We start from the raw sequence: 6000 nt of genomic DNA, 5'->3' as shown, positions 1-6000 counted from the left end.
ACGATTTTTAGCGAAACAATCATTGACGCAATCCATTCTTATCAAAAACCAATAACTATTTGATATAAAACCATAAATGTCATGAATATTTATTGTTTTAACTCATAATCGTGAATTATATTAAATAGATTGGAAATATTTTGAAATCTTTTAAATACATTTGTTACATGTATTTCTTAAAATAAAATGAACTTCATAGAATAGTATCCAAATGTGCTTTTTTTGGATAACGGCACTTATTTTTATATTCATGAAGATTATAATCACAAGGGAATACATAATGAAAAGAAAAGTTCTGGCAATGCTGGTCCCGGCGTTATTAGTTGCTGGCGCAGCAAATGCGGCTGAAATTTATAATAAAAATGGCAATAAAGTTGATTTCTACGGCAAGATGGTTGGTGAACGCATTCTGACCGACCGTGAAAATGGTGAAAAAGACGACAACTCTCAAGATACCTCTTATGCTCGTTTCGGCGTGAAAGGTGAAACTCAGATCAACTCTGAACTGACTGGCTATGGTCAGTTTGAAGTAGACCTGGAAGCATCAAACAGACAAAATCCTGACCAAACACGTCTGGCTTATGCTGGTTTGAACTACAAAGATTTTGGTTCATTCGACTATGGACGTAACCTCGGCGTTGCTTACGATGCTGAAGCATTTACTGATATGTTCGTTGAGTGGGGCGGTGATTCATGGGCAGGCACAGACTTGTTTATGACTAACCGTACCAACGGTGTCGCAACTTATCGTAACACTGACTTTTTCGGCATGGTTGATGGTCTGAACTTTGCTCTGCAATATCAGGGTAAAAATGAAGGTTCCGGCAACTACGAAGCTAATGGCGATGGTCATGGTTTATCTGTTACTTATAGCATTGACGGTTTTGCATTTGCGGGAGCTTATGCAAACTCTGATCGTACTGATTACCAGTCTGGTGATGGTAAAGGCGAAAGAGCTGAAGTTTGGGCACTGTCAACAAAATATGACGCCAACAACGTCTATGCTGCTGTGATGTACGGTGAATCTCACAACATGAATTCCGACGACGGTGATGTTGTGAACAAAACACAAAACTTCGAAGCTGTTCTGCAATATCAGTTCGACTTCGGTCTGCGTCCATCCATCGGTTACTCCTATTCTAAAGCACTGGACGTAGCAGGTTACAAAGATTCTGATCGTCTGAACTATATTGAAATCGGTACCTGGTATTACTTCAATAAGAACATGAACGTATATACCGCTTATCAGATCAACCTGCTTGATAAGAGTGATTATGTTCTCGCTCATGGACTGAACACCGACGACCAACTCGCATTTGGTATCGTTTACCAGTTCTAATCAGCCAACGCGCCTCGGCGTGTTACTGTAAAAACCTAATACCCGCCTGAGTTCGTCCCTCATCGAACTCAGGCTTTTTTATCGTCATCAAATCAGCAACAGCGGCACGCTAAACTGCCGTAGCATATCGACAAAACCCAATTCCTGAGTAGCTCCCAGCACAATAACATCTTCCAGTTGCTGTTCAGCCAGTTCCTTCACCCCTTCCGGAAGAGTCCCAAGATAAACATAGGTATGGATAAACCCTTCAGGCAAAACCAACTGTTCTGCCAGTGTAGCTAAACGGCGCAAAGCCTGATCACGTAGCACATATTCCAAACGATGTATGTCAGAAACATATCCCCGCTCCAGTATCCTTACATACTCCGGTATAAAGCCAAGCAAATGAACATGCCCTGATGAAACGTTGGCGAAAAATTGCGCATGATAAAATGCTTGCTCTCTATCATCCCGGGAAAAGACATTCACCGGAATAACAATATTTCGGTACATAGAAAATCCCTGAAAACATCTGAATATAAAAAGAATTTACGTTATAATTAATTTATCTGTTAAATTTTATACTTACGCCATAAATACAGCATCATTGGGCACATTAAATCAGCTGCGCCTTGGCCACTCCTGGCAGAGCAACTCCAGGTAGCTCCTGTAATTAGCACATCTGATGCCATGTAATTAATCATATCTGCCATCAGTTAAACCTTAATCTGGATCATCATTTTTTCGCGATTCACGGCCTTACAGGGCAGTTTCATCATTATTTTTTTGCTAAAAATCTCATTTACGAATTTTGCACTCCCCCTCTGTAACGAGGATATGCAATCTCATCTTTTCTGAAAAATGGACTACAATATATTGCTACGCTTTGAGTTTTTATTGCAAATAAGGTGGAATCGGTGAGATCACTATTCGATAATAGCTGTGTATTTACCCAACCATATTTAACATACTCTCCTACCGCTTTCGGTATATTGACTCATTTTACGCTCCTGGTTAAATATAGCACCCAGCTCAGTCGCGAATATAGTGACTAACCTACCTAAGTTACAATAAGGAATACACTATGACTGTTCAAACAAGTAAGAATCCGCAGATCGATATTGCTGAAGATAATGCGTTCTTCCCTTCAGAATTTTCGCTTAGTCAGTATACCAGCCCGGTATCTGATCTTGATGGAGTGGACTATCCAAAACCGTATAGCGGCAAGCACAAAATTCTGGTGATCGCCGCTGACGAACGTTATCTGCCGACCGATAACGGTAAACTGTTCTCAACGGGCAACCATCCGATTGAAACGTTGCTGCCGCTGTATCACCTGTATGCAGCAGGTTTCGAGTTCGAAGTTGCGACCATCTCCGGCCTGATGACGAAGTTTGAATACTGGGCTATGCCGCACAAAGATGAAAAAGTGATGCCATTCTTTGAGCAACACAAATCTTTGTTCCGCAATCCGAAGAAATTAGCGGATATTGTCGCCAACTTAAACGCAGACAGCGAGTACGCAGCAATTTTTGTTCCCGGCGGTCATGGCGCTCTCATTGGCTTACCGGAAAGCAAAGAAGTTGCAACCGCTCTACAATGGGCAGTTGAAAATGACCGTTTTGTTATCTCTCTCTGCCATGGTCCGGCTGCGTTTCTGGCACTTCGTCATGGTGATAACCCGCTGAACGGTTATTCCATTTGTGCGTTCCCTGACGCCGCAGACAAACAAACGCCAGATATTGGCTATATGCCTGGCCATCTGACTTGGTACTTTGGTGAAGAACTGAAGAAAATGGGAATGAATATCATCAATGATGATATTACCGGCCGGGTACATAAGGATCGTAAACTTCTCACCGGCGACAGTCCTTTTGCAGCGAATGCGCTGGGTAAACTCGCAGCACAGGAAATGCTGGCTGCATACCAGGGTTAATCGGACATCACTTACGGTATAATAAAAAAGTGGGGGTATTTCCCCCACTTAGATGATCACTCTGATTGCTGACGTTTTATCTCTTCTCTTACCTTCACTTTGCATCGACTTCAGATTGAAATGTACATTGAAGCTATGCAATACAAGTATTTTTGCGATACAAACATAATTTAATTGAATAATTAAAAATTAATAATAGAAATAAGTTATGTATTATCTCGCTTTTTAGCGATTTTAGAAAACGACTATCTCTGATAAACTCCATCACGTTTTAACCAGTAGGGAAGCGAGGTTGGAAATGTCGTTAGTGTCAATTTTTAGACGCATTGCATTCAGTTATTATGGTTATTCATGTGCAAATATCAATATTACAAATACTGAATTTGTGGTCATTCACATCCCCGACCAAATTGGTGATGCAATGGCCATTTACCCCATAATTAGATCGCTGGAATCACATAAAATAAAACATTTATTAATTGTCGCATCCACAATTAATAAATCTGTTTTTGATTCGCTTTGTCTTAAAGAGACTAAATTAACATTAGTCAGTATGACAATGCAGGATCATGCCAGCTTTAGAGAAATAAAAAGTCTGGCGCAAAGTATAAGAGATCAATACGGTACACCGGATCTCTGCATTGAAGCTATGCGCAAGAAAAACCTGAAGACAATGCTGTTCATAAGTCATTTAAAAGCCAAAACCAATTTACAAGTGGTGGGTTTAACAATGAAATGTTATTCCTCCTTATGTAAATCGGCGTCGAAAATGGACCAGTCTCTTCGGGCGCCAGTACCAATGACATGGGCATTCATGATGCGAGAGGCTGGTTTCCCGCCTGTCCGCCCCTTATTTGAACTGCCGATCAACAAAGAGGTAATAAACGAGGTACGTTATGAACTTACCTCATTGGGCGCATATATTGCTCTTAATCTTGATGGTAGTGTTCAGGAGCGAACTTTTTCAGGCTCAATAGCTCAAAAACTAATAGCTATAATTAAAAATGAAATAAATATGCCAATTGTCATTGTTCATGGCCCGAATGGTACTGAAAAAGCAATAGAACTAACGCAGTGTTTTGACAATGTCTATCATTTATCATTGTCACCTTCAATACCACGTTCTGCCGCCGTCATAAAAGATGCTTTTCTCGCAATAACACCTGATACTTCTGTTTTACATATGACAAGTGCTTATAATGTCCCTGTCATCGCAGTATATGCCGATTATAAAACACGCTGGCCTGCTATGGCCGATATTTCAGAGACGATTGTGGTAGGGAAAAATATTGATCACATCAATCTGGATGAGTTCAGAAATACGATAAAAAGAATTATCGCAAAAATTCAGCCCTGATGTAGTTATCAGATTTAAGGGAGGTTAGATACGGGTCCGGTTATGGCTAACATCGAAAAGCAAAAAGCCTGCTCGAAAGCAGGCTTTTCAAAATTTGGCTCCTCTGACTGGACTCGAACCAGTGACATACGGATTAACAGTCCGCCGTTCTACCGACTGAACTACAGAGGAATCGTGAGAACGAGGCGAATATTACTGAGTGACACTGCGAGTGTCAACACTAAAATTCACACGTTATTTCAATCGGTTAATTAAGCAACAAATTTAATATTTAATGAACATCTGGTGCTGAATATGTGCCTCGTTCATTCGCATTTCGCAGTCTTTGCAGCGGTTCCTGCTGATAAAATTGGCAGAAACGTTGCCACAGAGAGGGGAAACGAGGAGCAAAAAGCTCCGGGGCACTAAAAAAGTATTCGGAAAGCACGGCAAAACATTCTGCAGGGTCACTGGCGGCATAAGCATCAATGCTGGAGGCATTTTCGCCCACTAATTCAATTTCGTCCTGAATGTTATTCATCGCCGCGTGAAGATCGTGTTCCCAGCCCGCGACTTCACGTAAAGGAATAAAGGGGACACCACTGGCGCGATCGCCGTTCCGGGTGTCCAGTTTATGTGCAACTTCGTGGATGATCAGATTAAACCCAGAGGCATCGAAGGAATCCTGTATATCGAGCCAATTCAGTACGATGGGGCCTTGCTGCCAGCTTTGACCTGACTGAACGATGCGTTGATTATGTACCAGTCCTATATCGTCTTCCCATTCATCGTCTACCACAAATGGTGCTGGATAAATTAACACTTCATGGAAACCATCCAGCCATTCCAGCCCCAGTTCCATAACAGGTAAACAAAACAGCAAGGCGATACGACCGCTTTTCAAAGCGTCAAGTTCAACCCCTTGTAAAGGAACCAACCGTTTTTGTTGCAAAAAACGTCCAGCAAGAGTGACTAATTTGTTTTGCTCCTGCTCAGTCAAACTTGTCAAAAGAGGTATCGACAGAGCTTCCTTCCACGGAATTGCATCATCATGAACGGTTTCTTGTACTTTCCAGGGCCACTTAATCATCGTTTTGCTCGCAAACTCGTCACTTGAACAAAATTGCACGGACAGGGACTGTTAAAATGCCAAATTTCCTGGCATCATTGCAACAATCTGAACGGAGAGATGCCGGAGCGGCTGAACGGACCGGTCTCGAAAACCGGAGTAGGGGCAACTCTACCGGGGGTTCAAATCCCCCTCTCTCCGCCAATCATTCAAGCAATTAGCCCACCCCGTGTCAGTGACACAAATCTCATTGAGAAAATTCGAAAAATTCATCTGCAAAAATAACGCCAGCAAGTAGCCAGTGCTACCTTAGCGATCACATTTCTCTGTCTTTTGATTTT

At 41.8% G+C, this 6000-nt stretch carries 5 protein-coding genes and 2 tRNA genes; 4 read left to right on the top strand and 3 right to left on the bottom strand.

Features of this window, described 5'->3' with window-relative positions; translation table 11 throughout:
* Window positions 1-280: 280 nt before the first annotated feature.
* Entirely contained in the window at window positions 281-1339 is a 1059-nt protein-coding gene (locus A7098_RS18915; protein ID WP_000824379.1) for a porin, read from the top strand.
* An 87-nt stretch (window positions 1340-1426) separates the two neighbouring features.
* Here the strand turns inward: A7098_RS18915 and A7098_RS18910 are convergent, their stop codons facing one another.
* Complete coding sequence (locus A7098_RS18910) at window positions 1427-1831, bottom strand: universal stress protein (RefSeq protein WP_105281275.1); 405 nt, start codon at window positions 1829-1831, stop codon at window positions 1427-1429.
* A gap of 571 nt (window positions 1832-2402) precedes the next feature.
* Between A7098_RS18910 and hchA the strand changes: the two genes are divergently transcribed.
* Both hchA and A7098_RS18900 read left to right on the top strand, forming a co-directional pair.
* On the top strand, window positions 2403-3254 hold the full coding sequence (hchA, locus tag A7098_RS18905) for a glyoxalase III HchA (protein WP_000218185.1): 852 nt from the start codon (window positions 2403-2405) through the stop codon (window positions 3252-3254).
* A 298-nt stretch (window positions 3255-3552) separates the two neighbouring features.
* A complete protein-coding gene (locus A7098_RS18900) occupies window positions 3553-4611 on the top strand; it encodes a glycosyltransferase family 9 protein (RefSeq protein WP_105281274.1) in 1059 nt (352 codons plus the stop codon).
* Between the two features lie 95 nt (window positions 4612-4706).
* Here A7098_RS18900 and A7098_RS18895 read toward each other — a convergent pair.
* Both A7098_RS18895 and mtfA read right to left on the bottom strand, forming a co-directional pair.
* Window positions 4707-4782, bottom strand: a tRNA-Asn gene (locus tag A7098_RS18895).
* A gap of 100 nt (window positions 4783-4882) precedes the next feature.
* Window positions 4883-5680, bottom strand: a complete 798-nt coding sequence (mtfA, locus tag A7098_RS18890) for a DgsA anti-repressor MtfA (protein WP_024165184.1) — start codon at window positions 5678-5680, stop codon at window positions 4883-4885.
* A 93-nt stretch (window positions 5681-5773) separates the two neighbouring features.
* On the opposite strand from mtfA, the gene A7098_RS18885 reads away from it, so the two are divergent.
* Window positions 5774-5863, top strand: a tRNA-Ser gene (locus A7098_RS18885).
* Window positions 5864-6000 lie beyond the last annotated feature (137 nt).

Source organism: Escherichia sp. MOD1-EC7011 (assembly GCF_002965005.1).
Taxonomy (GTDB): Bacteria; Pseudomonadota; Gammaproteobacteria; order Enterobacterales; family Enterobacteriaceae; genus Escherichia; species Escherichia ruysiae.
Note: the sequence above shows the minus strand (reverse complement) of the source record. Positions and strands in the feature narration are given on the sequence as shown.

Bases quoted from the DNA above. Each gene is read 5' to 3' on its own strand.
- A7098_RS18910 (WP_105281275.1), bottom strand. From the start codon at position 1,831: ATGTACCGAAATATTGTTATTCCGGTGAATGTCTTTTCCCGGGATGAT.
- A7098_RS18900 (WP_105281274.1), top strand. From the start codon at position 3,553: ATGTCGTTAGTGTCAATTTTTAGACGCATTGCATTCAGTTATTATGGT.
- mtfA (WP_024165184.1), bottom strand. From the start codon at position 5,680: ATGATTAAGTGGCCCTGGAAAGTACAAGAAACCGTTCATGATGATGCA.
- hchA (WP_000218185.1), top strand. From the start codon at position 2,403: ATGACTGTTCAAACAAGTAAGAATCCGCAGATCGATATTGCTGAAGAT.
- A7098_RS18915 (WP_000824379.1), top strand. From the start codon at position 281: ATGAAAAGAAAAGTTCTGGCAATGCTGGTCCCGGCGTTATTAGTTGCT.